The sequence below is a fragment of the Aurantimonas sp. DM33-3 genome, from assembly GCF_014334315.1.
GTDB classification, from domain to species: domain Bacteria; phylum Pseudomonadota; class Alphaproteobacteria; order Rhizobiales; family Rhizobiaceae; genus Aurantimonas; species Aurantimonas coralicida.
The window spans coordinates 1-1326 of sequence record NZ_JACSGS010000047.1 but is presented as its reverse complement, the minus strand read 5'-3'; the positions used below and the strand labels follow the sequence as shown (position 1 = coordinate 1326).

Sequence of the window (1326 nt, the reverse complement as noted above, 5' to 3'; positions counted from 1 at the left end):
GCCGGGGATCGACCCCGAAGTTGCGGTGCGCCTGATGCTGGCAGGCTTCCTTCTGGGAATCGTCCATGATCGGCGTCTGCTTCGCGAAGCTCAGGTCAATCTTGCGATCCGTTGGTTCATCGGCTTCGGCCTGCACGAGGCGTTGCCCGATCATTCCTCGCTGACTCGCATCCGCCAGCGCTGGAGTGCCGAGCGGTTCCGCCAGATCTTCAAGCGCACGGTCACCGCCTGCATCTCGGCCGGGATCGCCAAGGGCGAGGTCGTTCACGTCGATGCCTCCCTGGTCCGGGCGGACGTCAGTTGGGAGAGCCTGGCGGTCCGCCACGTCGATGCCATTCGAGCCGAGAACGGCGACGCGAGCGAAGCCTCCCAGATTGCCGCGGACACCGCCAAGACATCCCGCAAGTCTGGTCGATACAAGAAGGTCTGTGTGACCGATCCAGATGCCAGCATGGCAACCAATGGACGCAATCGGCGACTGGAGCCGGCCTACAAGCAGCATGGGGTCGTCGATGATGTCTTCGGCGTTATTCTCGACGTCGAGATCACGACCGGCGAGGTCAACGAGGGGCAAGAGATCCTGAACCGTCTCGACGCCGTGGCAGATACGACCGGTGCGACGATCAAGGTGGCGACGGCCGATGCCGGGTATGCCTATGCCAAAGTCTTTGGCGGCCTCGAACGGCGCGGCATCACAGCCGTGATCCCGACCAAAGCAGAACCGGTCCGGAGCAAGGTGCCGCTTCGCCAGTTTCGTTATGATGCCCGGCATGATCACGTGAAGTGCCCACGCGGCCAGATCCTCCAACCCAATCGGACAAAGATCCCGCATGGACGGTTCTTCGCGTCCAAGGCCGTTGACTGCGCCGGGTGCGATCTCGCCACGATCTGTCTTTCTCCGTCCCGTGTTACCAAGGCCGTCGTCATCGTGCACGATTATCCAGCTCTGCTACGCGCCCGGCGCCGCCGCGAGCAGTGGGGTGAGGAAGACAAGCGGCTGTACCAGCGCCATCGCTGGCGTTCGGAAGGATTCCACGGCGAGGCAAAGACCTGGCACGGGCTGGCCCGGGCAGTTCGGCGCGGACTCGCGAACATGAGGATCCAGGCCTACCTGACGGCCGCGGCCATCAATCTGAAGCGGCTCGCACCGATCTGATCGAAACCGTCCTTGTCCTCTGGCTCTTCCAACGGGGGGCGCCTCTTACCAAACGCAATCTGGCTTCCCCATTCCGCCGATCTCTTTCAAGGCGCCGCCGAGCTCCAGTCGGACAGGCCGGATCTTCGTGTCCTGCGATGCTTCAAAAGCCGACTTCTTCAACAGCCCCA

The 1326-nt window shown here is 63.0% G+C and carries 1 pseudogene; it reads left to right on the top strand.

What is annotated here, in order from left to right:
- Window positions 1–1147: pseudogene (locus tag H9Q09_RS22310) on the top strand (IS1182 family transposase); the annotation flags it as partial.
- Window positions 1148–1326 lie beyond the last annotated feature (179 nt).